Annotated in this window: 25 protein-coding genes; 19 read left to right on the top strand and 6 right to left on the bottom strand. The window is 42.2% G+C overall.

Features of this window, described 5'->3' with window-relative positions; all coding sequences use genetic code 11:
* The first annotated feature begins 122 nt into the window (after nucleotides 1–122).
* On the top strand, nucleotides 123–1,667 hold the full coding sequence (putP, locus tag C7E02_RS11140; protein WP_105309567.1) for a sodium/proline symporter PutP: 1,545 nt from the start codon (nucleotides 123–125) through the stop codon (nucleotides 1,665–1,667).
* 331 nt (nucleotides 1,668–1,998) lie between these two features.
* On the top strand, nucleotides 1,999–2,799 hold the full coding sequence (locus C7E02_RS11135) for an SDR family NAD(P)-dependent oxidoreductase (RefSeq protein ID WP_005341128.1): 801 nt from the start codon (nucleotides 1,999–2,001) through the stop codon (nucleotides 2,797–2,799).
* Nucleotides 2,800–2,867: 68 nt separating this feature from the next.
* Here C7E02_RS11135 and C7E02_RS11130 read toward each other — a convergent pair whose 3' ends face one another.
* Nucleotides 2,868–3,605: an SDR family NAD(P)-dependent oxidoreductase gene (locus tag C7E02_RS11130; protein ID WP_105309566.1), complete on the bottom strand. Its 738-nt coding sequence runs from the start codon at nucleotides 3,603–3,605 to the stop codon at nucleotides 2,868–2,870.
* Nucleotides 3,606–3,844: 239 nt separating this feature from the next.
* On the opposite strand from C7E02_RS11130, the gene C7E02_RS11125 reads away from it, so the two are divergent.
* The gene (locus C7E02_RS11125) at nucleotides 3,845–4,402 is read left to right on the top strand and encodes an HD domain-containing protein (protein WP_029730877.1); all 558 of its coding nucleotides are present in this window, start codon (nucleotides 3,845–3,847) and stop codon (nucleotides 4,400–4,402) included.
* A gap of 281 nt (nucleotides 4,403–4,683) precedes the next feature.
* Here C7E02_RS11125 and proC read toward each other — a convergent pair whose 3' ends face one another.
* Nucleotides 4,684–5,478: a pyrroline-5-carboxylate reductase gene (gene proC, locus C7E02_RS11120; RefSeq protein WP_105309842.1), complete on the bottom strand. Its 795-nt coding sequence runs from the start codon at nucleotides 5,476–5,478 to the stop codon at nucleotides 4,684–4,686.
* Between the two features lie 320 nt (nucleotides 5,479–5,798).
* Between proC and C7E02_RS11115 the strand changes: the two genes are divergently transcribed.
* From C7E02_RS11115 to C7E02_RS11085, 7 genes are all read left to right on the top strand, one after another.
* Entirely contained in the window at nucleotides 5,799–6,425 is a 627-nt protein-coding gene (locus tag C7E02_RS11115; protein ID WP_029730879.1) for a hypothetical protein, read from the top strand.
* 217 nt (nucleotides 6,426–6,642) lie between these two features.
* Nucleotides 6,643–7,161, top strand: a complete 519-nt coding sequence (locus tag C7E02_RS11110) for a peptidylprolyl isomerase (protein ID WP_005335991.1) — start codon at nucleotides 6,643–6,645, stop codon at nucleotides 7,159–7,161.
* A gap of 42 nt (nucleotides 7,162–7,203) precedes the next feature.
* Nucleotides 7,204–8,055, top strand: coding sequence for an energy-coupling factor transporter ATPase (locus C7E02_RS11105; RefSeq protein ID WP_005335990.1), 852 nt, complete (start codon nucleotides 7,204–7,206; stop codon nucleotides 8,053–8,055).
* Nucleotides 8,040–8,891, top strand: a complete 852-nt coding sequence (locus C7E02_RS11100; protein WP_105309565.1) for an energy-coupling factor transporter ATPase — start codon at nucleotides 8,040–8,042, stop codon at nucleotides 8,889–8,891. The genes C7E02_RS11105 and C7E02_RS11100 overlap by 16 nt, the downstream gene beginning before the upstream one ends.
* A 47-nt stretch (nucleotides 8,892–8,938) precedes the next feature.
* Nucleotides 8,939–9,763, top strand: coding sequence for an energy-coupling factor transporter transmembrane component T family protein (locus C7E02_RS11095; protein WP_005341141.1), 825 nt, complete (start codon nucleotides 8,939–8,941; stop codon nucleotides 9,761–9,763).
* A 16-nt stretch (nucleotides 9,764–9,779) separates the two neighbouring features.
* Entirely contained in the window at nucleotides 9,780–10,580 is an 801-nt protein-coding gene (gene truA / locus C7E02_RS11090; RefSeq protein ID WP_105309564.1) for a tRNA pseudouridine(38-40) synthase TruA, read from the top strand.
* Nucleotides 10,581–10,707: 127 nt separating this feature from the next.
* Nucleotides 10,708–12,690: a sodium-translocating pyrophosphatase gene (locus C7E02_RS11085; protein ID WP_022279236.1), complete on the top strand. Its 1,983-nt coding sequence runs from the start codon at nucleotides 10,708–10,710 to the stop codon at nucleotides 12,688–12,690.
* Nucleotides 12,691–12,746: 56 nt separating this feature from the next.
* Here the strand turns inward: C7E02_RS11085 and C7E02_RS11080 are convergent, their stop codons facing one another.
* Nucleotides 12,747–13,025 (bottom strand): DUF3343 domain-containing protein, encoded by a 279-nt coding sequence (locus tag C7E02_RS11080; protein ID WP_105309563.1) that lies wholly within the window; start codon nucleotides 13,023–13,025, stop codon nucleotides 12,747–12,749.
* Complete coding sequence (locus tag C7E02_RS11075; protein ID WP_105309562.1) at nucleotides 13,025–14,299, bottom strand: double-cubane-cluster-containing anaerobic reductase; 1,275 nt, start codon at nucleotides 14,297–14,299, stop codon at nucleotides 13,025–13,027. The genes C7E02_RS11080 and C7E02_RS11075 overlap by 1 nt, the downstream gene beginning before the upstream one ends.
* A 269-nt stretch (nucleotides 14,300–14,568) precedes the next feature.
* Between C7E02_RS11075 and C7E02_RS11070 the strand changes: the two genes are divergently transcribed.
* From C7E02_RS11070 to C7E02_RS11035, 8 genes are all read left to right on the top strand, one after another.
* Nucleotides 14,569–15,585, top strand: coding sequence for a CobW family GTP-binding protein (locus tag C7E02_RS11070; protein WP_105309561.1), 1,017 nt, complete (start codon nucleotides 14,569–14,571; stop codon nucleotides 15,583–15,585).
* Nucleotides 15,586–15,612: 27 nt separating this feature from the next.
* A complete protein-coding gene (locus C7E02_RS11065; protein WP_105309560.1) occupies nucleotides 15,613–16,560 on the top strand; it encodes a TIGR03943 family putative permease subunit in 948 nt (315 codons plus the stop codon).
* 532 nt (nucleotides 16,561–17,092) lie between these two features.
* Nucleotides 17,093–18,316 (top strand): tyrosine--tRNA ligase, encoded by a 1,224-nt coding sequence (tyrS, locus tag C7E02_RS11060; protein WP_105309559.1) that lies wholly within the window; start codon nucleotides 17,093–17,095, stop codon nucleotides 18,314–18,316.
* Between the two features lie 83 nt (nucleotides 18,317–18,399).
* Nucleotides 18,400–19,200 carry a zinc ribbon domain-containing protein gene (locus C7E02_RS11055; protein ID WP_029730887.1) on the top strand — a complete coding sequence of 267 codons (801 nt, stop codon included), beginning with the start codon at nucleotides 18,400–18,402 and terminating at the stop codon, nucleotides 19,198–19,200.
* A gap of 16 nt (nucleotides 19,201–19,216) precedes the next feature.
* Complete coding sequence (locus C7E02_RS11050; protein ID WP_105309558.1) at nucleotides 19,217–19,723, top strand: flavin reductase family protein; 507 nt, start codon at nucleotides 19,217–19,219, stop codon at nucleotides 19,721–19,723.
* The gene (locus C7E02_RS11045; RefSeq protein WP_105309557.1) at nucleotides 19,723–20,160 is read left to right on the top strand and encodes an RrF2 family transcriptional regulator; all 438 of its coding nucleotides are present in this window, start codon (nucleotides 19,723–19,725) and stop codon (nucleotides 20,158–20,160) included. Before C7E02_RS11050 ends, C7E02_RS11045 begins: the two co-directional genes overlap by 1 nt.
* Before the next feature lie 23 nt (nucleotides 20,161–20,183).
* Nucleotides 20,184–21,137 carry a LysR family transcriptional regulator gene (locus C7E02_RS11040; RefSeq protein ID WP_005341157.1) on the top strand — a complete coding sequence of 318 codons (954 nt, stop codon included), beginning with the start codon at nucleotides 20,184–20,186 and terminating at the stop codon, nucleotides 21,135–21,137.
* A 264-nt stretch (nucleotides 21,138–21,401) separates the two neighbouring features.
* Complete coding sequence (locus C7E02_RS11035) at nucleotides 21,402–22,712, top strand: O-acetylhomoserine aminocarboxypropyltransferase/cysteine synthase family protein (RefSeq protein ID WP_040015740.1); 1,311 nt, start codon at nucleotides 21,402–21,404, stop codon at nucleotides 22,710–22,712.
* Between the two features lie 81 nt (nucleotides 22,713–22,793).
* Here the strand turns inward: C7E02_RS11035 and C7E02_RS11030 are convergent, their stop codons facing one another.
* Nucleotides 22,794–24,101, bottom strand: coding sequence for an alpha-amylase family glycosyl hydrolase (locus C7E02_RS11030; RefSeq protein WP_105309556.1), 1,308 nt, complete (start codon nucleotides 24,099–24,101; stop codon nucleotides 22,794–22,796).
* Entirely contained in the window at nucleotides 24,088–25,464 is a 1,377-nt protein-coding gene (locus C7E02_RS11025) for an MATE family efflux transporter (RefSeq protein WP_105309841.1), read from the bottom strand. Before C7E02_RS11025 ends, C7E02_RS11030 begins: the two co-directional genes overlap by 14 nt.
* Nucleotides 25,465–25,807: 343 nt before the next feature.
* On the opposite strand from C7E02_RS11025, the gene rplM reads away from it, so the two are divergent.
* A complete protein-coding gene (rplM, locus tag C7E02_RS11020; RefSeq protein WP_022278613.1) occupies nucleotides 25,808–26,236 on the top strand; it encodes a 50S ribosomal protein L13 in 429 nt (142 codons plus the stop codon).
* The last annotated feature ends 24 nt before the right edge of the window (nucleotides 26,237–26,260 follow it).

The following is a 26,260-nucleotide window of genomic DNA, read 5'->3' as shown; positions in this document are numbered from 1 at the left end:
CGTTACCAGGTGACGTTAACGGGCAAGAAAGCATATATTGACAAATATTCATTTTTTAGTATAATTAATACAATGCTCTCGGAAGTGAGAGCGTTCTTTGATTATAGAAAAGGAGAGAGAACATGACAACAACAGTATCTATATTAATTGCATTTGGCGTCTATCTTTTGGGAATGATCGGAATTGGGATCTGGAGCATGAGACAGACGAAGGGGGCAGACGATTTTTTCCTCGGAGGACGAGGACTTTCCGCTCCGGTAGCTGCAATGTCTGCACAGGCATCTGACATGAGCGGCTGGTTGCTGATGGGACTTCCGGGCTCTGTATATGCACTTGGAACCGGGCAGGCATGGATCGCCGTAGGACTTGGACTTGGAACGATTGCTAACTGGCTTATTATCGCAAGACCACTTCGTGCATATACAATTGTAGCGGGAAATTCTATGACGCTTCCGGAATTTTTCGGAAACCGTTATCACGATGAAAAGAAGATTTTACTTGGTATTTCTTCAGTTATTATCGTCATTTTCTTTCTGGTATATACAGCTTCCGCGCTGGCAAGCGGAGGTAAGCTTTTTAACACTGTATTTGGATTGGATTATCATATAGCTTTATTTCTGGGTGCAGCAGTTATTCTGATCTACACATTTATGGGAGGATTTCTTGCAGTGTGTTCTACAGATTTCTTCCAGGGATTACTGATGTTGATTGCAATTCTTGCAGTACCGGTGCTGGCATGGGGATTTGTAGGTGGTGATTTTCATAACATGCTTGCAAATACAGGAGTGAATCCGGACAATTACTTAAGTTTTACATATAATGGAGATCGTCCGATCACAGCGGTAGAGATTATTTCTAATATGGCATGGGGACTTGGATATTGTGGTATGCCACATATCCTGATTCGTTTTATGGCAATCCGCAGTGAGAAAGAACTGAAGAAATCTTCAGCAATTGCAATTGTGTGGGTTGTACTTTCCCTTGGATTTACGATTGCGATCGGACTGCTCGGACGTGCTTTTCTCTATCCGGAGATTCTCGGAGTAACAGAGGGAGCGCCGTCAGCAGAGTCAGTATTTATTGAGATGATCCAGAAGATTTTCATCGAAAAGACTCCGATTCCATTTATTGCAGGATTATTTATCTGTGGAATTCTGGCAGCTGTAATGTCAACTGCAGATTCACAGCTTCTGGTATGTTCTTCTTCCGTATCTAAAGACATTTACCAGAACATTCTGAATCCGGAAGCTTCTGATAAGAAGGTATTAAACGTAGCACGTCTGACAACATTTGGCGTAGCTGTAGTAGCATTTTTCATTGCATGGGATCCGAACAGTTCTATCATGGACCTGGTATCTGATGCATGGGCAGGACTTGGTGCAGCATTTGGTCCGCTTGTCGTTATGAGCCTCTTCTGGCGCAGAACGAATCTTCCGGGAGCTGTGGCAGGACTGGTGTCCGGAGCAGCGACTGTGCTGATCTGGGATTATCTTCCAATTGTAAATGGACAGACGATTGGAAATGCAACAGGAATTTATTCTTTGTTAGTCGGATTTGTTATCAGCCTGTGCTTTATCGTAATCGTCAGTATGGTTACAAAAGCACCGGACGAGACAATTCTTGCGCAGTTTGATGAATATAAAAAATACGAAGAAAAAGATATGTAAGAATAGAAGTGTAAATAATAAGAAATGTAAGGATAAGGTCGCTATAGGGCTAATGTTAACTTCATGACATTGGCTGTATGGCGCCTTTTTCGTTGCCAAGCATACGACAAAAAGGTCCGGTGGACCTTTTTTTAGTTACATAGCAGGAAATGTTAAATTATCTATATTTGATATAATATTAACTCAAATTGATGAAAAAAGTTTGTTTTTTAACTATCAATCGTATTATTTATAGAAAATTGCGAAAAATAGTAAAGTAATATTGAATTGAGTGTAAAAATGTGATATGGTACGTTATACAAGAAAAGGCTTACTGAAAGGAGAATGAAATATGGGATTTTTAACAGGCAAGACAGCGATCATCACAGGAGCGGGACGCGCGGTATTAAGTGATGGCAGATGTGGATCTATCGGATATGGAATTGCAACTGCATATGCAAAAGAGGGGGCAAATCTTGTTATTACAGGACGTAATGTGCAGAAACTGACAGATGCAAAAGAAGAATTAGAGAGACTGTACGGAATAAAAGTACTTCCGGTACAGGCAGACGTATCTGCAGGCGCAGACAATAAAGCAGTTGTTGACAATGTTGTGAAACAGGCAATCGATACATTTGGGCGAATCGATGTGCTGATCAACAATGCACAGGCTTCTGCATCCGGAGTTACACTGGCAGATCATACGCAGGAACAGTTCGATCTGGCAATGTATTCAGGATTGTATGCAGTATTTTATTATATGCAGGCATGCTACCCATACTTGAAAGAGACAAAAGGAAGCGTTATCAACTTTGCTTCCGGTGCGGGACTTTTCGGTAATTATGGTCAGTGTGCATATGCAGCGGCAAAAGAAGGAATCCGTGGACTGACAAGAGTTGCAGCAACTGAGTGGGGACCGGACGGAATCAATGTCAACATTGTATGCCCGCTTGCATGGACTGCACAGCTTGAAAAATTCGAGCAGGCTTATCCGGACGCATTTAAGGCAAATGTAAAGATGCCGCCGGCAGGTCACTATGCAGACGCAGAGAAAGAGATCGGAAGAGTGTGTGTACAGCTTGCATCTCCTGACTTCAAATATATGAGTGGTGAGACACTGACACTGGAAGGTGGAATGGGTCAGAGACCATAAATAAGAATTTATCAATAAAAAGATGCATGATCGCAGAAAAAAATTCTGCAGTCGTGCATCTTTTTTCTTTATAAGTATCCCCCGTCAAATGTGACGATCTGTCCGGTGAGATATTCTGGCGCGCAGATTAGTTTCCACACCATTTCAGCAACTTCTTCAGGGGTGGCGAAGCGTCCGGCAGGGATATCTTCCGCAAGTTCTGCCCGCTCTGCTTCGTCTAATTGTTTATTCATTTCGGTATCGATGACACCACATGCAAGAGCATTGACTGGAATTTTACTTCTTGCCAGTTCTTTGGCAAGTGCCTGGGTGAGCCCGCCGACACCGGCTTTGGAAGCAGAGTAAGCCGCTTCACAGGATGCACCGTTTACGCCCCACATGGAGGAAATGTTGATGATCCTTCCGCTTCCGTGTGACAGCATAGGAGGAATGGCAGCGCGGCAGCAGTAGAAGACGGAGGAGAGATTACTGGAAAGCACCTTGTCCCAGTCTTCATCAGTCATATCCATGAGAAGCCCGATGTGGGAAATCCCGGCATTGTTTACCAGTACATCCAGATGGTCACAGGTCTTGGCAATCGTATGGAAGATTTTCCGCACAGTATCAGGATTTCCAATGTCACCTGGCACCAGTGTACATGTGCCAATCTTTTCAATTTCTTGTCTGGTTTCTTCCAGTGCGTCAAAAGAGCGGGAACAGTTCAGGAAGATATGATAGCCCTCAGCCGCGAGTCGAAGGGCAATCGCACGTCCGATGCCACGGGAAGAGCCGGTAACAAATGCATATTTTTGTGTATATTCAGACATAATGACCTCCAGGAAAATGTTTTTATGCATTACAGTTGAGGCAAAAATCCACAACATCATCTTATAAATACATATTTATATTTATTATATACTGGAATTATTGATATTTGAAGAACGAGATGCTATTATTTAAATAATAGTTGATAAGCACGCTTGTAATATAGAACTTATCAATAAGACAGTTGACTGGCAGCGAATATGGGGATAAAATTTTGAACGAATTAGAAAAGAAAGGGCAGATGGTCGCTCGTGCGATTGCATTTGCTACAAAGGCACATGAGGGGCAGTTCCGAAAAGGGACGAAAAGACCGTATATTGTTCATCCATTGGAGGTGGGTGAGATTGTCGCAACACTGACTTTTGATGAGGAGATTATTAGTGCAGCGCTTTTGCATGATACAATCGAGGATTGCCAGGGAATTACACGGGAAGTACTGGCGCAGGAGTTTTCTGAGCGTGTGGCAGCGCTGGTGGATCAGGAGAGCGAAGACAAGTCAAAAACATGGTTTGAGCGCAAGAGTCATACGATTGAGCATTTAAAATATGCACCGTATGAGGTGCGTATGATTGGTCTGGCAGACAAGCTTTCTAATATCCGTGATATCGACAGGGATTATCCGGTCATGGGAGAAGAGTTGTGGAATCGTTTCCGAATGAAAGAAAAGAACACGATTGGCTGGTATTACAAAGGATTGCGGGAATCTCTGCGCGAAGGATTTGAGCAGGAAGAAGCATTTCGCGAGTACAGTTATCTGGTAGATAAGAATTTTGGGATAGATGAGTCATCTCACATCTGATATAGCTGTGTAAAAAGGAGACGCTTCAGATTTATAATAGAATCTGAAGCGTCTCCTTTTTGTTGTTGCCAAGTTAATTGAGGAACCGGGCGACCACAACGTTTGATTAAGTGCTGTTCGCACTTAAAATTTGGGTTGGGTAAAATTAATAATACAATAAAAATTTGATTAAATTATATTGCAAAATTATGATAATATCAAGACATTTTTACAAAATAAAAAATTTTTTATAAGAAAATTTTTAACCGTAATTTTTCGCCTAAAAATTTATAAGAAATTTTTTACATGCTCCTGGAAAGTTCTTCGCAAGTTTTCATGGCTTCGATTACGGAGCTGCGGAAGCCTTTTTCTTCCAGGACACGGACAGCTTCAATAGTTGTTCCTGCCGGGGAACATACCATATCTTTTAACTCACCTGGATGCTTTCCGGTTTCCAGAACCATTTTCGCGCTTCCAAGAACTGCCTGGGCAGCGAACTGGTAAGCCTGAGCTCTTGGCATACCACCGGAAACGGCTGCATCAGCCATAGCTTCGATAAACATAAATACATAAGCCGGGGAGCTTCCGCTAACAGAAACGACGGTGTCCATCAGGCGCTCTGGAATGATCTCAACGCGTCCGAAACTCTCCAGAAGTGTGAGGACATAAGCAATCTCTTCTTTTGTCATATATTCATTCGGGCATGCGGCAGTCATACCTGCTCCCACAAGCGCCGGAGTATTTGGCATTGTACGGACAATTTTTACATTTTTACCAAACTGTTCCTTTAACCACGCCAAAGTTTTGCCTGGTGCGATTGTGATAATGATCTGATCTTCACGAACATCATTTTTGATTTCGGCAATTATCTCTGCATAGAACTGCGGCTTTACAGATAAAATGACAATATCAGAACTATTGATGACTTCATGGTTGTCAGCAGTTACCTGAATTTTGAACTGCTCTTTTACACGCTCGCGTCCAGCTTCCATGACATCTGCTCCGATAATATCATTTGCAGGGATGATCTGATTCTTTATAATACCGCCCATAATAGCAGACGCCATATTTCCAGTGCCGATAAAACCTAATTTCATAGTGATTCCTTCTTTCTTATTATTTGCCTTGCCCATGTTCGTTCATTTCCGGGTGGAAAATGTGTAGTTTAGCCGTATTGCTAAGATTCGTTTGGTAATCATTTTCCAGGCATCTTAGGAAAATAATAGCATTCTGGAAAAATGAAGTCAATCCGAAGTTAAAGGAATCGCTCTTGCGCGTTTTGACAGGGATGACATTGTGGGACTCGCTCTTGTAGGAAGTGACAGAGTTGGATATAATATACAAGAAATAATTTTTGCATTTGCATTTTTGAAATTAAGTGAAAATATATAGAAATTTGGTTAGGAAGTGACTGAATATGAAAAAAGAACTGGATTATTTTACAATAGAAGGGTGCTACGGAGGCAATCAGGACTGGTTCACGAATCTGATTATGCATATGGGTGGCTGTGCTGCAGCGACCGCATGCGACAGTTGCATTTATTTCGGACTTCAGAATGAAAAGATGAAGCCGCTTTATCCATTCAATATAGAATGCCTTACAAAAGAAGATTATAAGGCATTCAGCCAGATCATGAAACCTTACCTCAAACCACGTGCTGGCGGTGTACGGAAGCTTAGCTGGTTCGTGGAAGGTCTTGAACGATATATTCAAGATGTGAATGAAGCGAAACACACGGATATTTACATCGGGATGGAAGAATTCTGTGGTGATCATACATGGCAGGAAGCAGCTATATTTATTAAAGAACAACTAGATCAGGACATTCCTGTACCGTACCTGCTTTTGCGCCATCAGAACGAAGCCTACAAAGACTATATCTGGCATTGGTTCCTGCTCACCGGATACGAAGAAAAAGATGGAAAAATGTACATCAAAACAGCAACTTATGGGGAAAGCGACACCTTCGAACTCGAAGACTTCTGGAACACCGGCTGCGAAGAAAAAGGAGGCCTCATACGCCTTACACCACACTACAATTAATTAGGCAACGTGTTTGACCATTCAGATTTCAGATATAGAATATATATATCAGTATCAGGAAATATTGACGATACACCTAACCTACGCTACAATATTACTCAGGATTTTCGAAAATTACCGGGAACAGAATGACTGCAAATTTCGATTCGCTTTTCGGGTAATTTCCAACAATCTGAGAAAAATTAAAATAAAAATATAGAAGAAAGAGGTATACAACATGGCAAATCCAATCGTAACATTTGAAATGGAAAACGGTGACATTATGAAAGCAGAATTATATCCGGAAATTGCTCCGAACACAGTGAACAACTTTATTTCACTGGTTCAGAACGGATTCTATGACGGACTCATCTTCCACAGAGTGATTCGTGGATTCATGATCCAGGGCGGATGCCCGGATGGAACAGGCATGGGCGGTCCGGGATACACGATCAAAGGCGAGTTCTCACAGAATGGTTTTGCAAATGATTTAAGACATACAGAGGGTGTTCTTTCTATGGCAAGAGCAATGCATCCGGATTCAGCAGGTTCCCAGTTCTTCATTATGCACAAGAATTCCCCGCATCTGGACGGAGCTTACGCTGCATTTGGTAAGATTACAGAAGGAATGGATATTGTAAATAAAATTGCTGAGACAGCAACCGATTACAGTGACAGACCACTGGAAGAGCAGAAGATGAAAAAAGTTACGGTAGACACAATGGGAGTAGAATACCCGGCTCCGGAGAGAGTTTAAGATAAAAGTAAACAGTTAAATTAGAGGAGGCACAAAAAGCCCATGGATATGATACAGACAGACAAGCTGGTATTTGAATATGACAAACGGGATGAAGATGGCAATATTATCGGCAAGTCCCGGGCAATCGATGAGGTGGATATCGATGTGAAAGAAGGGCAGTTTATTGCAATTCTTGGTCATAACGGTTCGGGAAAGTCCACATTTGCAAAACATATAAATGCGCTTCTTGTGCCAACGGATGGAACGATGTGGGTAGATGGCCGTGACACAAAAGATCCGAACGAGCTGTGGAATGTAAGACAGAGTGCGGGTATGGTTTTTCAGAATCCAGACAATCAGATTATCGGAACGGTCGTGGAGGAAGATGTTGGATTTGGCCCGGAGAATCTGGGCGTACCAACCGACGAAATCTGGAAACGTGTAGAAGACAGTTTGAAATCTGTTGGAATGATTTCTTACCGGCATCATTCACCAAATAAGCTTTCCGGTGGACAGAAGCAGCGTGTAGCAATTGCCGGGGTCATCGCTATGGAGCCGAAATGCATCGTTCTTGATGAGCCGACAGCTATGCTGGACCCGATGGGGAGAAAAGAAGTTTTAAAAACAGTGCAGAAGTTAAGAGAGCAGAAGAAAGTTACGGTTATACTGATCACACATTATATGGAAGAAGTGGTCGATGCAGACAAGATTTACGTTATGGATCACGGGCATGTAGTGATGGAAGGAACACCGAAAGAAATCTTCTCTCAGGTCGATACATTGAAGCACTACAGATTAGATGTTCCGCAGGTGACGATTCTTGCGGACGAGCTTAAGAAACGAGGACTTGACATTCCGGATGGAATTTTGACGAAGGAAGAACTGGTGGAGGCATTATGTCAATTAAAATAGAACATTTGAATTATGTATACAGTGAAGGCACAGCCTACGAAAAACATGCGTTAAAAGACATTTGCCTGGAGATTCCACATGGAGAATTTGTGGGGATCATCGGACATACAGGTTCCGGAAAGTCTACGCTGATCCAGCATCTGAATGGACTGATCAAAGGAACAAGCGGAGCCATCTATTATAATGGAGAGAACATTTACCAGGATGGGTACGATATGCGGGCACTCAGAAGCCAGGTGGGGCTTGTGTTTCAATATCCGGAGCATCAGTTATTTGAAATAGATGTGCTGACGGATGTGTGTTTTGGACCGAAGAATCAGGGATTGTCACGGCAAGAGTGTGAGGCACGGGCGCTGGAGGCATTGAAGCTTGTAGGATTAAAAGAAAAATATTATAAATCATCACCATTTGAACTCTCAGGAGGGCAGAAGCGAAGAGTTGCAATTGCCGGGGTACTGGCAATGCGTCCGAAGGTGCTTGTACTGGACGAGCCGACTGCGGGATTAGATCCGAAGGGGCGCGACGAGATTCTGGATCAGATTGCATATCTGCACAAGGAATCGGATCTGACGGTGATTCTGGTTTCCCATAGTATGGAGGATATCGCCAGATATGCGGATCGGTTGATTGTGATGAACAGTGGTGAAGTGATGTATAACGATACCCCGAAAAATGTGTTCGAACATTATCAGGAACTGGAGAAGGTCGGACTTGCAGCGCCGCAGGTGACATACATTATGCATGATCTGAAGATGAAAGGATTCCCGGTAGGTGTGACTGCTACAACTGTAGAAGAGGCAGCAGATGAGATTATGCACGCATTAGGAAGACAATAGCAAAAAAAAGATAAAAGGCTTGTAAATAGATATTGGAGATATAAAAAATGATTCGAGACATTACAATAGGACAATATTATCCGGCAAAAAGTATATTGCACAGACTGGATCCAAGAGTGAAGGTTGTATCCACACTTTTATTCTTGATTTCATTATTCCTGTTTCGGAGTATTCCAGGATACATCATTGCGACCGCATTTCTTGTGATGGTAGTACGTTTGTCAAAAGTACCGTTTGGTTATATTGTGAAAGGTCTGAAGCCGATTATCATGATTTTGATGTTGACGGTATTATTTCAGTTGTTCCTGACAAGAGGCGGTGCCACATTAGTTCACTGGTGGATCTTTACAATCACAGAAGAAGGACTGGTAAATGCGGTGTATATGGCGATCCGATTGATTTATCTGATTATTGGATCATCATTAATGACATTTACAACGACGCCGAATGAGCTGACAGATGCTATTGAGAAGCTGCTTGGACCGTTGAACAAAATTCATATTCCGGTTCACGAGATCGCTATGACAATGTCTATAGCACTTCGCTTTATCCCGATTCTTCTGGAGGAGACGGACAAGATTATGAAGGCACAGATTGCCAGAGGTGCAGATTTTGAAAGTGGAAATATGCTTCAAAGAGCAAAAGCTATGATTCCAATCCTTGTACCGCTTTTTGTATCTGCGTTCCGCCATGCAAATGACCTTGCCATGGCGATGGAGGCAAGATGCTACCACGGAGGAGAAGGACGTACGAAGATGAAACCGCTTCGTTATGTGAGCCGTGACCATGTGGCCTATGCAATTGTGATTCTTTATGTGGCAGCAGTATTCGTGATTGGAAGATATGTACCGTTTCATATCTGGATTTTTTAACAGGAGGTTTTGAAGAGTGAGAAGAATTCGGATAGTAGTTGCCTATGACGGTACCAATTACTGTGGCTGGCAGATTCAGCCGAACGGTATTACAATAGAAGAAATCCTAAATAGACAGATCAGCAAACTGACCGGAGAAGATATCCGGATCATAGGTGCAAGCCGGACAGATTCCGGAGTACATGCACTTGGAAATGTAGCCGTTTTTGATACAGAATCCCGGATTCCGGGAGACCGGTTCGCATATGCACTGAATCAGAAGATGCCGGAAGATATTGTGATCGTAAGATCTGACGAAGTGCAGATAGATTGGCATCCGAGATATCAGAACGAGATATCCAAAACATATGAATATCACATTTATAACACGAAGGTGAGAAATCCGCTGAAAAACCGGTACAGCACCTTCGTTTCTTTCGATTTAGATGTGGAAAAGATGAGACAAGGTGCGAAATACATTTTAGGGGAGCATGATTTTGCAAGCTTCTGCAATGTACGGACTAATGCGAAAGATACTGTGCGTACGGTGCATGAAATAACAATTAAAGAGATTCCGATGGATAAGTTCCGGGCTTCGAATTGGGGACAGGAAAATTCAAATTTAGAAAATGAAAAAGAAATCGTTATTCGTGTAACGGGAAACGGCTTCCTATATAATATGGTTCGTATCATTGCCGGAACGTTGATCCGTGTGGGGCGTGGATTCTATGAACCAGAAAAGATCAGAGATATTCTGGAGGCGAAGGAACATACTTCCGAGGGAATAACAGCACCGCCGAATGGACTGGTGCTTGTATCAATAGATTATCCACTGTAAACGCTTTCAACAGAAGAATATAAGAAAAACGTAAGAAAAAAATAAGAAATTTGTATTTTTTCTTTGAATTATTAAGAACTCTGTGATAAACTATCTAGGATATATAATTCTATGGAGGGATTGGACAATGGACAATTACATGTATCTGGTTCCGGTTGCGGCTGTAGTAGCTTTGTTATTTGCTGCATACCTTGCAAATAAAGTAAGCAAAATGGACGCTGGAACTGACAGAATGAAAGAGATTGCAGATGCAATCGCTGAAGGTGCTCGTGCATTCTTAGGTGCAGAGTACAAGATTCTTGTTATCTTCGTTGTAGTACTTTTCGTACTGATCGGAGTAGGAATTCAAAACTGGATTGAAGCTATTTGTTTCGTAGTTGGAGCGCTGTTCTCAACAATCGCAGGATACTGCGGAATGACAGTTGCTACAAAAGCTAACGTTAGAACAGCTAACGCTGCAAAAGAGCACGGAATGAACAAAGCTCTTTCAATTGCATTCTCAGGCGGAGCAGTTATGGGAATGTGTGTAGCAGGACTTGGTGCGCTTGGTGTCAGCCTTGTTTATATTTTTACTAAGAACACAGACGTATTATTTGGATTCAGTCTTGGTGCTTCATCTATTGCGCTTTTCGCACGTGTAGGTGGAGGAATCTATACAAAGGCAGCTGACGTTGGAGCTGACCTTGTAGGTAAAGTTGAGGCTGGTATTCCAGAGGATGACCCGCGTAACCCGGCAGTTATCGCTGACAACGTTGGAGATAACGTAGGTGACGTAGCAGGAATGGGTGCTGACCTGTTCGAGTCATATGTTGGATCATTAGTATCTGCTCTGACACTTGGTGTTGGTGTGGCAGCTGTAGAAGGAGTATTATTCCCACTGGCTATTTCCGGATGTGGACTGATCGCTTCTATCATTGCTACATTCTTTGTAAAAGGTGATGAGAACTCTAACCCGCAGAAAGCTCTTACAAGAGGAAGCTATGTATCTGCAGCATTAGTTATCATCGTATCTCTGGCACTTAGCTGGACATTATTTGGAAACATGAACGCAGCAATCGCAGTAATCGCTGGTCTGGTTGTCGGCGTTATCATTGGTAATATTACAGAGTACTACACATCTGCAGATTACAAACCGGTTCAGGGAATCGGAGAGCAGTCTGAGACAGGTGCAGCTACAACAATCATCAGTGGACTTGCAGTTGGTATGAAATCAACAGCTATCCCGCTTCTTCTGATCTGTGTAGCTATCTTTATTTCATATCAGACATTTGGACTTTACGGAATTGCTCTTGCAGCCGTAGGTATGCTTTCAACAACAGGTATCACTGTTGCAGTTGATGCTTATGGACCGATTGCTGACAATGCCGGTGGTATTGCAGAGATGTCTGGTCTTGAGGAGTCAGTTCGTGACATCACAGACAAACTTGACTCTGTTGGTAACACAACAGCAGCTATGGGTAAAGGATTCGCTATCGGATCTGCAGCTCTTACAGCACTTGCACTGTTTGTATCATACGCACAGGCAGTTAAACTTGATTCCATCAGTATCCTTGATTACAAAGTAATCATCGGTATCTTTATCGGTGGTATGCTTACATTCCTGTTCTCTGCATTTACAATGGAGTCAGTATCTAAAGCAGCTTACAAGATGATCGAGGAAGTTAGACGTCAGTTCCGTGAGAAACCGGGCATCATGAAAGGTGAGGAGAAACCGGACTACAAGTCATGTGTAGGAATTTCTACAACAGCAGCTCTTCACGAGATGCTTCTTCCAGGAGTTATGGCAGTAGCAGCTCCATTGGTTGTAGGTATCGTTCTTGGCGTTGAGGCTCTTGGCGGACTTCTTGCAGGAGCTCTTGTAACAGGAGTTCTTATGGCAATCTTCATGTCCAACGCAGGTGGAGCATGGGATAACGCTAAGAAGTACATCGAGACAGGACATCACGGTGGAAAAGGAAGCGAGGCTCACAAAGCAGCCGTTGTTGGTGATACAGTAGGAGATCCGTTCAAGGATACTTCAGGACCGTCAATCAACATCCTGATCAAACTTATGACAGTAGTATCTCTCGTATTCGCACCATTATTCTTATCAATTGGTGGATTACTGTAATACATATTATGAGATTAAAAACGAGACATTGAAAAATGTCTCGTTTTTTTACGCAATTAACAATATCGGTCTCTCTTTTTATGAAGCTGATTCTCTAATGGAACGATGCTGACATATTCTGCGTTGTTCTCCTCGATGCATGTTTTGGCAGCTTCAATATCATCAGGATGTATCAGAAGCGCCATTCCACAGGCGGCTTTGCCATCTGTCGCCCGAGGGGCCGGTGCGATACGATTCGGGATATCGTGATCGCACAGAAGCTCGTGGAGCATCATCCCCTGGGTGTGATTATCAAAGAGTATGTAATAGCGGATATGTTCGTTTTTATCTTCCATTATTTGCTTAACATCTCCACAAATGCACCGATTCTTGTGCGGAGCTGTTCAGCATCTGTATCGGTGTAATCTGTTTCCAGAGAGAGAACCGGAATGTTCTTTTCTTTTAATGCTTCAGCAACTGCACGTTTCTCTGTATCATACAGGCAGCAGAACATGAGGCTGCAGTCGATGACTCCATCTACCTGGTATTCATCTACCATGCGGAGAATGTCATCGATACGTCCGGTGTTCGGTGTGAAGCAAGCACAGTTTGTCTTCATGTAACGTCTGGACAGATTCATGAACTGCTCGTCCAGTGTCTCACCAGATTCATCAACAAGGTTTTCGAAGTATCTTGTTCCGGTACACATCTCTTCACAGACAACAGCAGCGCCGCTTGTCTCAATGATGTTGTGTAATTTCCAGTTTGGAACTGCAAGAGGTGTTCCTGTGATCAGGATACGTTTTGTTCCTTCCGGAACGACAGATACACCATCTTTGATGCGCTGCTCCAGTTCGTCAGCCAGGCGGTTACACATCTGAGCACAACGTACCGGATCATCAAAGAAGGAAATCTGAGTCATAAGCAGAGCATCACGTCCGGAGATTGGCAGACATTTTGATTTTCTGCAATCATAAACTCTCTGCATTGCTTTTCGTTTTTCGTTACAGATTTTGATTGCCTCTGCAAGTTTCTCCGGTGTTACTTTGTTACCAGTGAAATCTTCTACAATTTTTGCAAAATCAGCAATTTCATCTTTCCATTTTACAATATCTTTTTCGCGTTTCATCTGAGGAACATCCATAATATGCATCGGAACGTCTTTTCCAAGAATCTCATAAGCTTTCTTTTTGCCATCACATGTAGTTTCCCCGACATACATGTCTGCAATACGGAAGAATGGGCAGGTACGTCCAAGTCTTGCACCAACAGAAGCTTTTACAAGCGGGCACATACTTTTTGGCAGGACTTTTTCACCGTCCGGAACCCAGAACTGGGAACCACCACAGAGTCCGGTCACAATACCATTAGCAGCGATGACAACTTCATCTGGTACATATACGCAAAATGTTCCGAATACTTTGCGTCCTTTTTTCTGCTCCTCAATTAATTCAGCCGGGCGGATACCATGTACCTCAGCAATGACCATATCCCAGAAATCCATTGCTTTTGGTCGGTTCTCCTGTGTCATAAATACATCCCCAACTGCTGTTGGAAGAACCTGACAGAGATTGTCGTGATTATTGATATCCATTCCAAGGTCTTCCCACATTTTTACATAATCAGCCATGTTATTATTCCTCCTCTTTGACATTGACTCTTTGATTGTTAGAACCAAACATTCATTGCGATTAATCCTATGTGATTATTGTAAGAAATAACGAATAGGTTAGTCAATGCATACGAAAGATTGTGAAAAATAACTATAAATGATGAACTCTTATAGAAAAAATAAATAGGTTAGTTTTGGCTTACATAGCCTTGAAACACAACATTTTTTGTGTTAATATAAAAAACGGAACATATTTTTGTATTTAATATCGAAGAGAGGTAATAAACGTGACAAAAGTTGACATTATATCTGGATTCCTTGGAGCCGGAAAGACTACATTTATTAAAGAACTGATTGAAAAAGTTTTCGCAGGCGAGAAGCTTGTGCTGATTGAAAATGAATTTGGTGAGATTGGTATTGACGGTGGATTTCTTCAGGATGCAGGAATCGAGATTACTGAAATGAACTCAGGCTGCATCTGCTGTACACTGGTCGGAGATTTTAGTGTAGCACTTAAAAAAGTACTGGATGAGTATCACCCAGATCACGTAATTATTGAGCCATCAGGAGTCGGCAAACTTTCTGATGTTGCAGCAGCGATTGAAAATGTAAAAGAAGATGCAGACATTGAAATAGAAGGAAGAATTACAGTTGTAGATGGAAAGAAGGCGAAAATGTACCTGGACAACTTTGGAGAGTTTTTCGAGAACCAGGTAGAGCATGCATCGACAATCGTAATCAGCAGAACTCAGAATATGACAGACGAGAAGATAGAGGCTTGTGTACATCTTTTAAGAGAGAAGAATGACAAGGCTACAATCATTTCCACACCGTGGGATCAGCTGAGCGGAGACGCAATCCGTCACGCTCTCGAGCACGGTGCAGAGATCGAAGGATTATTTGAGCATCATCATGACCATGACGAGGAGTGTACATGCGGCCATCACCATGAGCATCATCACGACCATGATGAGGAGTGTAGTTGTGGATGCGGACACCACCATCATCACCATCATCACCATGCGGATGAAGTGTTCACAAGCTGGGGTAAGGAAACTGCGCACAAGTACACAGAGGAAGAGCTGGATTACTTATTGAAAGCATTGTCTGAGACAGATGCGTATGGAACAATCCTTCGTTCCAAAGGAATTATCCAGATGACAGACGGTAACTGGAAGCAGTTTGATCTTGTTCCGCAGGAGTATGAGGTCAGAGATGGAAATGCTGATTATGCAGGACGTATGGTTGTAATTGGAACAGATCTCAAAGAAGACGAACTGGCTAAATTATTCCATGTACAATAGTAAAGATATAAAGGAGCAGCAAAAACAATGATGGAACCAACACCAGTATATATATGTACCGGATTTCTGGACAGTGGAAAGACGTTGCTTGTCAAAGATACTTTGATGGAGCAGGAATGGATCGAACCGGGACTTACACTTCTGATTCTTTGTGAAGAAGGTGAGGAAGAATATTCCAAGGAATATCTGGAAGAAAATGATATGGTGCTTTTAAAGATAGATAAATTTGAGCAGTTAAATGCAGCATTTTTTACAAACTGCGAGAAGAACTATCATCCGGCGCAGGTTGTCATTGAATACAATGGAATGTGGAAGCTGGAAGATTTGTTACAGCTTAAGTACCCACGCAAATGGCAGATTCAGGGAATTTATTCTACTGTTAATGGAACGACACTGGATATGTACCTGAAAAACATGAGAAATATGTTGATGGAGCAGCTTACCGAGTCAGAGCTTATCATTATCAACCGTTGCCCGGAAGGTGTGGATCGTTCCGGATTCAGACGTGCACTTAAGGTACAGAATCCAATGGCACAGTTGATATTTGAAGGAATGGACGGCAAGATCATTCAGCCGACAGCTGAAGACCTGCCATTTGATATTAAGGAAAATCCAATTAAAATTGAAGATGAAGACTTTGGAATCTGGTATGTAGATGCATATGATCATCCAGACCAGTATATGGATAAAGAGATTGAGTTTGTCGCACAGGCATTTCGTCCGAAAGGAATGAAGAATGATATGTTCGTTCCTGTCAGAAAAATTATGACCTGCTGTGCAGATGATGTCCGTCTGTATGGATATCCGTGTAAGATTCCAAAAGTTACAAATATCCAGATGCAGAAATGGTATCGTGTTCGTGTAAGATATTCCTTTGAGCCGACAGAGCCATTTGCACCAGAGCAGCCGATACTGTATCTGATGCACATTGAACCGGCCGAGGCACCGGAACAGGATTATGTATATCTTGGATAAATGTATTACACAATCTGCTTGACAAAGCATGTCAAATCAGTTAGCATAACAGCAGGGTAAAGAAAATATAACCAATATGCAAAGGCTATGAAGGGAAGAAGTAGTGGTGGATACACCCGTACAGAGAGCAGCCGGCAGGTGAGAGGCGCACGAAGGAAGAGACTACGAATACATCCCAAAGCTGCACACCGAAATCCAGAACCATGCAGAATGAGGAGACGTACAATCAAAAAGAACGTAAGAGAAATGTATTCTGAGGCAGGGACGAGTAGGCTGTGACGAGAAGCACCCGTTAACGTGCTTAAGCCGTGAATGCGGCTTAACGAGGCTGGCAGGCGTAAGTTGTCAGTAAAATAAGGTGGTACCACGATATATGTCGTCCTTGTCCGGTAGCGGACAAGGACGTTTTTATATAATAGGAAATTGCATTTCCTATTATATAAAAAAGCCTCCGGCAGGATGCGCACTCGCGCGAATAAGAACCAACATATCGTCCTTATAAAAATATGAATGAGATAAAGGAGAGAAAATCATGGGAATTTATGAAGAGTTACAGGCGAGAGGTCTGATCGCTCAGGTAACAGACGAAGAAAGAATCAGAGATTTAGTAAACAATGGAAAAGCAACATTTTATATTGGATTTGATCCGACGGCGGACAGTCTTCACGTAGGACATTTTATGGCACTGTGTCTGATGAAGCGTCTGCAGGAAGCAGGCAATAAACCAATTGCTCTGATCGGTGGGGGAACAGGATACATCGGAGATCCATCTGGAAGAACAGATATGAGAAGTATGATGACTCCAGAGCAGATCCAGCATAACTGTGATTGCTTTAAAAAGCAGATGAGCCGTTTCATCGATTTCTCAGAGGGGAAAGCACTTATGGTTAATAATGCAGACTGGCTTCTTGGGCTGAACTATATAGAAGTCCTTCGCGAAATTGGCCCGCATTTTTCTGTAAACCGTATGCTGACAGCAGAGTGTTACAAGCAGAGAATGGAAAAAGGACTTAGCTTCCTCGAGTTCAACTACATGATCATGCAGGCGTATGATTTCTATGAGTTGTTCCAAAAATACGGCTGTAATCTGGAATTTGGCGGAGATGATCAGTGGAGCAATATGCTTGCAGGTACAGAGTTGATTCGTCGTAAACTTGGAAAAGATGCTTCTGCTATGACAATTACACTGCTTCTGAACTCCGAAGGAAAGAAGATGGGCAAAACACAGAGCGGTGCGGTATGGCTTGATCCAAACAAGACTTCCCCATTTGAGTTTTACCAGTATTGGAGAAATGTAGGAGATGCTGACGTTCTCAAATGTATCCGTATGCTGACATTCCTTCCGTTAGAAGAGATTGACGCAATGGATAAATGGGAAGGAGCAGAGCTTAACAAAGCGAAAGAAATCCTTGCATTTGAGCTGACAAGTCTTGTTCATGGTGAAGAAGAGGCTAAAAAAGCACAGGAGGCTGCAAAGGCATTATTTAGTACAGGTGCTGCAGCAGATATGCCTAAGACAGAACTTACAGAGGCTGATCTTACAGATGGCAACATTGATATTATGACACTGCTTGTAAAATGCGGTCTGACAGCTTCCAAATCTGAAGCACGCCGTGCAGTACAGCAAGGTGGAGTGTCTGTAGATGGAGAGAAAATCACAGATATTGCCCACACATTTGCCGGAGAAGATTTTGGCGGAGAAGGAATCGTTCTGAAAAAAGGAAAGAAAAATTTCCGCAAGGTCATTGTAAAATAAAATATAATTATATAAAATGATGTTGGGGACTTTTGCCCCAACATTATAAAGGTAAATATTATCATAAGTAGAGGGTGGAGCCTATGAAGTGTCCAAGATGTGACAAACCGATTAACGATGGAGAATCTTACTGCCCACATTGTGGGTACAAACTGGAAAAAAAGAAATCAAGGACATGGATCATGATAGGCGGCGTTGCGCTGGCTGGAGTCGTGCTTGGCTCTGTTGTTGCACAGACCGGTTACCATGCGTTCGAAAAACAGGTCAGTGAGACGCAAAGTGAGCTGACTGCAGATTCGAAAGATGCACTGCCGGATCAGAAGACAATAGAGGCAAATAAGAAGAAAAACGAGACAGAACGAAAGAAGGAAGAACGGCAGGAACAGGAAGATGAAAAAGAAGCTGAGATTACAATTTCTGTAGACGAAGCAACTCCTGTGGATCTTGATTCTTATGTACAGATTCAGCCTGTATCTTCCAAGGCGAGTTCAGAACTTGATGATAACACAGCCGAGAAAGCAATTGACGGTCAGGAAGTGACGTCGTGGCAGGAAGATGTAGCAGGATACGGACAGGGTGAAAATCTTACACTTAAATTTGAAAAAACATATACGGTAAAGTATCTTGCACTGAAACTTGGAAGCTGGGAAGATGATGCTGCGTATGAGCAGAATAACAGACCGAAAGAACTGGATATTCAGACCGACCATTTCATTCGGAAAGTTACATTTTCAGATGAAAAAAAAGAATACTGGGTCACATTTTCAGATACATGTAAAACCTCTGAACTTAAGCTGATTATTGAGCAGGTATACAGAGGTCTCAAGACGAGCTGGAATGACACTTGTATTGCAGAAGTGCAGGTTTATGGAACTGAAGAATAAAAGGAGTGAATGAAATATGGCATTTCATGAAGTACCAATTGAAAGTCTTGAATTTAACCCATTTAAGAAGATAAGTAAACAGTGGATGCTGATTACAGCAGGAGATGAGAAGAAGTCAAACACGATGACAGCAAGCTGGGGAGGTCTTGGTATTATGTGGGGAAAGAATGTTGCAACCGCATATATCCGACCAAACCGTTATACAAAAGAATTTGTAGATCAGACGGATCACTTTACGTTATCATTTCTCCCGGAGGAGGAGCGTAAAGCGCTGAACTACTGTGGAACAGTCAGTGGACGTGATGTGGAGGATAAGTGGGCGGCAGCCGGACTTCATCCTTATCCGGTCGACGGAACAACAGGAGTGGAAGAAGCAGATATGATTTTTGTATGTAAGAAGTTATATCATCAGGAAATGAAACCAGAGTGCTTTGATGCACCGGAAAACGATGAGAGATGGTATCCGGAGAAAGATTACCACATAATGTACATGGCAGAAATCGAGAAAGTACTGGTGAAATAATGAAAGTTTCAACAAAAGGAAGATATGCACTTCGGATCATGATCGATCTTGCAGAGCATAACACAGGCGGATATATTCGCTTAAAAGATATTTCAAAGCGACAGGGGATTACATTGAAATATATGGAGCAGATCATGCCGATCCTCACGAAATCAGGATATGTAAAGAGCTTTCGTGGAAATAACGGTGGTTATATGCTGGCAAAAAAACCAGAAGAATATACAGCTGGAGAGATTTTACGGGCAGCAGAAGGCAGTCTGGCTCCGGTAGGCTGCATTGAAGATGAGCCAAATGCATGCAAACATTATGAACAGTGTAGGACAGTGAAGTTTTGGGAAGGTCTTTGGGATGTGATCATAGAGTACACGGATCGATTTACTCTTGCAGATCTGATGGAAAATGAAGACATTGAAAACCCAATATGCAAAGAAGGCTAAAACGTAAGACAGGAGTGTAAGATATGACACTGACACAGTTAAGATACGTGATTACAATTGCAGATACCGGGTCTATGAATGAGGCATCAAAAGCACTTTTTATCTCGCAGCCAAGTTTGTCGCAGGCGGTCAAAGAGCTGGAGACAGAGATTGGAGCAGAGTTATTCAAGCGAAGCAACCGAGGGGTGTCGGTTACCCAGGAAGGAATCGAATTTCTGGGATACGCAAGACAAGTTGTAGAACAATATGAACTGATTGAGTCTCATTATATCGAACGTAAAAATGTAAAGAAAAAATTCGGAGTGTCTATGCAGCATTATACATTTGCAGTCAATGCATTTGTGGAAATGGTCAGACAGTTTGGCATGGATGAGTACGAGTTTGCGGTCCGTGAGACGAAAACATATGAAGTCATTGAAGATGTAAAGGAATTCCGCAGCGAGATAGGAATTATTTATATCAATGATTTTAATCAGAAGGTATTGACGAAGATGATTAAGGAGTCTGATTTGGAATTTCATCCAATTTTGGACTGTGGTGTCTATGTTTATCTTTGGAAAGGGCATCCTCTTGCAAATAAGGAAGAGATTTCCATAGAAGAACTGGAAGAATACCCGTGTCTTGCATTTGAGCAGGGGAATTATAATTCGTTCTATTTTGCAGAGGAAGTGTTAAGTACTTACGAATACAAGCGCCTGATCCGGGCGAATGACCGGGCGACCCTTTTAAATCTCATGGTAGGGTTGAATGCATACACACTTTGCTGTGGCATTATATGTGAGGGACTCAACGGTGAAGATTACTGTGCAGTGAAGCTGAAATCCAATGAGCATATGACGATTGGTTATCTGAAGCGAAAGGGTGTGGCGCTTAGTCCTTTGGGACAGAAATATCTGGAAGAAATCCGAAAATACAAAGCTATGGGCATGGACATCCGTGGCGTGGAAGATATAAAAGCGGATCAAAAGCAGAGCTAGAAGTGAAGATGAAAATATGAGAAAGATACAGGAAGCTGACTATAGGAATTACTTATAGCCGGCTTTCTTTTTTACATATTAGACAGGTAGGAATTATCATGCTATTATATACCTATCAAACAGATAGGAAATGTGTTTGATAGAAACAATGAAAATAGCAGAGCAATCTGCAAAAACACGCCAGTAAAACAAGTAAGCAATAAAATGAGTAAGCTTGTTGGCAAGGTGAATAGAGATTTAGCAGAAGAAAAGGAGATAGGGATTATGAGTGAAAAAATTACAAGAGAGAACAGAAAATTTAAATTTGAGACATTGCAGTTACATGTAGGACAGGAGCAGCCGGACCCGGTTACAGATGCAAGAGCAGTTCCGATTTACCAGACATCATCTTATGTATTCCGCAACAGCGATCATGCAGCAGCAAGATTTGGTCTGGCAGATGCTGGTAACATTTACGGACGTCTGACAAACCCGACAGAAGATGTATTCGAAAAGAGAATCGCAGCACTGGAAGGTGGCGTTGCAGCACTTGCAGTTGCTTCCGGAGCTGCCGCGATTTCATACACAATCGAGAACCTGGCACAGAACGGTGACCACATCGTAGCGGCTAAAAACATTTATGGTGGATCCTTCAACTTATTAGAACACACACTTCCACAGTATGGAATCACAACAACATTTGTTGATATTTTTAATGAGGAAGAGGTTGAGGCAGCATTCCAGGAAAATACAAAAGCATTATTCATTGAGACACTTGGAAATCCGAACTCAGATGTAGTAGATGTAGAAAAATATGCAAAAATTGCACATGCACATAAAGTACCGTTGGTAGTAGACAACACATTTGCAACACCTTATCTTGTAAGACCAATCGAGTACGGTGCTGACATCGTTGTACATTCCGCAACAAAATTCATCGGTGGACACGGAACAACAATCGGTGGAGTCATTGTAGACGGAGGAAAATTTGACTGGGAAGCATCGGGAAAATTCCCTTCACTGACAGAACCAAACCCAAGCTATCACGGAATTAGCTTCACAAAAGCAGTTGGAGCCGCAGCATTTGTTACAAAGATCCGTGCAATCCTGCTTCGTGATACAGGTGCAACAATTTCACCATTCCATTCATTCCTGTTCTTACAGGGACTTGAGACACTTTCACTTCGTGTAGAGCGTCATGTACAGAATGCACTGAAAGTTGTAGAATACTTGAACAACCATCCACAGGTAGAGCATGTAAATCACCCGTCTGTATCCACAGATCCAGAGCAGCAGGAACTTTACAAGAAATACTTCCCGAACGGTGGAGGATCTATCTTCACATTCGAAATCAAAGGAGATGCACAGAAAGCAAAAGACTTTATCGATAATTTGGAGCTCTTCTCACTCCTTGCAAATGTAGCCGATGTGAAATCACTTGTAATCCATCCGGCAACAACAACACATAGCCAGTGCACGGAAGAAGAACTGTTAGACCAGGGAATCAAACCAAACACTATCAGACTTTCTATCGGTACTGAAAATATTGACGACATTATCCAAGACCTTGATGAAGCATTCAAGGCAGTAAAATAACCCTATCTCACATGAATTGGGGATGTAGCTAATCAATGATTGACTACGGCCCCAATTCAATTTTACGCAGGGCAGAACTTATTAAAATTTCAAGTACATCGTACTATATGGTGGAATTTCTAATTTTCCGTCCATTTGAATTTCTGTATCACTGATCAGGTCATGGACCGTTCCATTCAATTCCTGATGCCATGCGGTATAGGGTGAGTCAGATGCATTGACAGTGACCAGTATACGTTCTTTTTCTGAGCAACGCTCGAATATGAGTTGATGATTCTGGATCACTACATTTCGGTAAGAGCCATTGCAGAGTGCATCACTGTTTTGACGGATCTGGATTAATTTTTTAATGAATTTTGTGAGTTCATTTGGTTTTGGTGCATCAAAACATGGGCGAAGTGCATAATCATTGTCTGGTGCTTTCTCGCCTTTTTCGCCCCATTCACTTCCATAATAAAGGCATGGTATGCCTGGCATACCAAGAAGCAGACCGTATGCCGGCGGAATATGTGCCGGGTTAGTCAGGATGCTGGCGAGTCTTGTGACATCGTGGTTATCAGCAAAAGTCATAAGATGCTTTCCGCGGTAAATGCACCAATCCTCTGGTCCAAACTGGCGGTTCAGGGAATGTGCGATTTCAAAAAGATTCATGCAATTGAAGCTGGAATAAAGTCCTTTATAACATTCGTAATTCGTGCAACTGTGAAGCATTTCATCATTGACAATCTGGTTATAATCTCCGAAAAGAACTTCTCCAATCAAGGCAAAATCGGGCTTTAATTCCTGAGTGAACTGTCGCAGACGTTTCATAAATTCACGATCCAGACAGTATGCAACATCAAGCCTGAGTCCATCGATGTCAAAAGTATCAATCCAGAAGCGGACACAGTCCAAAAGATAATCGACCACTGTCGGATTTTGGAGATTTAATTTGACCAGTTCAAAATGTCCTTCCCATCCTTCATACCAGAACCCATCGTTATAACAACTGTTACCATCAAAACTAATGTGGAACCAATCCTTATATGGAGAGTCCCATTTCTTTTCCTGGACATCACGAAATGCCCAAAAGCCACGGCCGACATGATTAAACACACCGTCCAGTACAATCTTGATATCGTGATTATGCAAATCCTTGCAGACATCTGAAAAATCTTCGTTTGTGCCAAGCCGGCAGTCGATTTTTCGAAAATCTCTTGTGTCATATCCATGATTGTCGGAATCAAAGATTGGATTTAATAAAATGGAATCTACACCGAGGTCTTTTAGATAATCGGACCACTCCATGATCTTGCGGATGCGGGGAACCGTTACACCATCATTGTGCACTGGAGCACCACAGAACCCAATCGGATAAATTTGATAAAATACACTGTTATAAGTCCACATAACTATGCCTTCTTTCTTTATGTAATATTATTTTTTTTATAGTAATTTGGAACCAGATAAATAGAATCAAGCCCTTTAAAATAGAAGTGATGGAAATGCTCCACCAGATTCCGCTAAGTGCCAGTGGCGTTGCAGTCAGTGCAAGTGCCATCGGGATTCGAAGCAGATTCAAAGTAATTCCGATAATGGAAGGCGGCAGTGTCCTGCCATAACCACAAAATGCACCGGAGGTTGTAATCTCCAGGCTGGTAAATAATTGAGAAAAACCAAGGATCATCAAGTAGCTGATTCCCATCGGGATAACATCAGGTTCTGTGATGAAAATCTTAAAAATCGGAGTCGGAAAGCATACCAAAAGTATGGTGCAGAAAAGACCCCACGGAAGTACGATTTTCAGAGCGGACCGATATCCGGCATGGATCCTGTCTTCTTTTCCGGCACCGTGATTCTGAGCAATAAAGGAATTGACGGCAGAGGCAAAACCATCTGAAGTCATCCAGGAAATCGATTCAATCTGCGCGCCGACTTTTTGTACGGCAACTGCAGCATCACCATATCCGGCAACCAGTCTTGCTATGGTCATGGAAATGCCAGTAAATACAAGACTCTGCAGACAGGAAGGAAGCCCGAGCCGGAAAATTTCTGAAGCTTTCTTAGAATCTGGAGCTTGCAGTAAATAAATATGGTGAAACAGAATCTGGTCTTGGCTTGCAAAAAATAAAAAAAGTAGTGTAACAACCATTTGTGCAATGATCGTCGCAATGGCTGCTCCCGTAACTTTTAATGCAGGAAATGGACCAATCCCGAAAATCAGAAGCGGATCCAGAATGATGTTGATAACAAGTCCTACGCTGGTAGAAAGAAAGGCGGGATGACTATTTCCGATAGCAGTAAACAGTCCGGTAAATATCTGATTTAAGAATGAAAATATTACAAGCCCACATGTAATCATCAGGTAGCTGACAGCATCATTTATAACGGAGCTGCTTGTCAAATGAAAGAAAGCAATCAAAGGCTTGGAAAAAATCGTACATACCAGTCCATACAAAACGCCGAGAAGAAGTGTCATCTGAAATGTAGTGGCGGCATAACGCCCCGCAGAGTCTGTGCGCCCTGCACCAACTGCATGACCAACGTGAACCTGACCTCCCATTCTTGCTAAAGTAACAAGTCCGTTAGAAAGCCACATATACATGCCGGCAGCGCCGACAGAAGCGACAGCGGAACTTCCCAGGCGTCCGATCCAGATCATGTCAATCATATTATAAGCCATCTGGATCAGCGAAGTTGCCATGATAGGAAGAGCAAGTTTTGTAAGTGAAGATAAAATAGGGCCATTTATCAGGTCAATTTTCTTTTGCATATCAATAATCCCCCCCAACATCATTTTATCAACCATAAGTTATGATTTGAGTCAAAACCTCCCAACTATGATACCATGAATGCGAAAAGAAAGATATAGAAGTAATAGAAAGAAATATCAGAAAATAAAGAAAAAGATAGAATCAGAGACTGAAAACATGAGAAAAGAGGGGTAAAAAAAGTTCGGAAAAAGTATTGAAAATGGTTGACACACACGGGTCAGTATAATATAATATGACAGTATGGCAAAAGAAGAAACAGCATGAGGCCAAAGCCCCGGAATCATGTTGATTTCGATAGAGAAGCAAAAAAATAAACGTTAAAGAATTACAGGAGGGAATTCCATGAAGACTTATATGGCTAATCCAGATAAGATTGAAAGAAAATGGTATGTAGTTGACGCTACAGGATATACATTAGGACGCCTTGCATCAGAAGTTGCTAAGGTTTTAAGAGGTAAGAACAAACCTCAGTTCACACCACACGTTGACACAGGTGATTATGTAATCGTTGTTAACGCTGAGAAGATTAACGTAACAGGTAAGAAGATGAACCAGAAGATTTATTACAATCACTCTGAGTATGTAGGAGGAATGAAAGAGACTACATTAGCAGAGATGATGGCTAAGAAACCAGAGAAGGTTATCGAACTCGCAGTTAAAGGAATGCTTCCAAAAGGACCTTTAGGAAGATCTATGATTAAGAAGCTTCATGTATATGCTGGACCGGATCATGAGCAGCAGGCTCAGAAGCCAGTTGAGCTTACATTTTAAGGAAAGGTTGAAAGGAGGACATTA

The organism is Dorea sp. Marseille-P4042 (assembly GCF_900290215.1).
In the GTDB taxonomy this organism is placed as follows: Bacteria; Bacillota; Clostridia; order Lachnospirales; family Lachnospiraceae; genus Dorea; species Dorea formicigenerans.
This window is presented reverse-complemented; position numbering and strand designations above follow the sequence as displayed.